Raw genomic sequence first — 1,065 nt, 5'->3', positions numbered from 1 at the left:
CACTAGCGCACGAGCTAGGTCACGCCGCGCATCAAAATCTAGCCTATGAAAGCGTCGGATTTCTAAACGCCGACACGCCGCTAACTACGGCGGAGACGGCGTCGGTGTTTTGCGAGATGCTGGTTTTCGATCACGTCAAAAACACGCTAAAAGGCAGAGAAAAAACCGCCCTACTCGCGGGCAAGATCGAGGATATCTTCGCCACGCTTTATCGCCAGATAAACTTCACGACCTTTGAGCGCCGAGTTCACGCGCATGATGGCGAGATCGGCGCCGAGGAGCTAAATAAAATTTGGCTCGAAGAAAGCGCCAAAATGTTCGGGCGAAGCGTCGCGCTAAACGACTACTACAAAATTTGGTGGAGCTATATCCCGCACTTTATCCACACGCCGTTTTACTGCTACGCCTACTCGTACGCACAGCTTTTGGTGCTGGCGATTTTCGGACTTTATAAAAGCGGCAAATGTGAAAATTTCGTGCAAATTTACACCGAGTTTTTAAGCGCGGGCGGCTCGCGCTCGCCAAAAGAGCTGGTCGGGATGTTTGGCTTTGATATCGAGGATGCGGCTTTTTGGCAAATCGGCATAAACGAGGTTAGAAAGCTAGTGGAGGAGTTTTGTAAAGAAGCGTAGCAAACGCAAATTTGACGCGTTTTGGGGAGTAAATTTAAAAGCACGGCCAAATTTGACGAGCCGAACCGAATCAGGGACAGCAATAAATTTGAAGCTAAATTTTACGCTTATTTGAAGCCAAATTTGGCGGCTACTACGGGCGGCAAAATTTAAAAAGGCACAAAAAGGAGGTAAAATGCTTGATGAGATTTTAGACGACGAGAGATTTGCGGCGATGATGAAGGAGCACGTTTTTGAGTGCGTGGAGTATCTGCTAAAAAACGACCGCTCCTTTTCGGCGATGGCCAACCTTGATCTGGTTAAATTTAACCCCGAGCTGCCGGAGTATATTATGGGCACTTTTACGGCGCCCGTTATCGTCTTTACGCTTGCTGGCTACACCTTTAGCAGTGCCAAACTCACGCCAGAGGAGCTAAGCTTCGAGGCGGGTTTT

At 48.7% G+C, this 1,065-nt stretch carries 1 protein-coding gene and 1 pseudogene; both read left to right on the top strand.

The features are described from left to right. Window positions 1–632, top strand: a 632-nt coding sequence (locus H740_RS04725) for a M3 family metallopeptidase (protein WP_002951895.1), incomplete at its 5' end; no start/stop codon positions are given. Window positions 633–807: 175 nt separating this feature from the next. After that, window positions 808–1,065 (top strand): annotated as a pseudogene (locus tag H740_RS04720) (hypothetical protein); the annotation flags it as partial.

This window comes from Campylobacter showae CC57C (assembly GCF_000344295.2).
GTDB classification, from domain to species: Bacteria; Campylobacterota; Campylobacteria; order Campylobacterales; family Campylobacteraceae; genus Campylobacter_A; species Campylobacter_A showae_B.
This window is presented reverse-complemented; position numbering and strand designations above follow the sequence as displayed.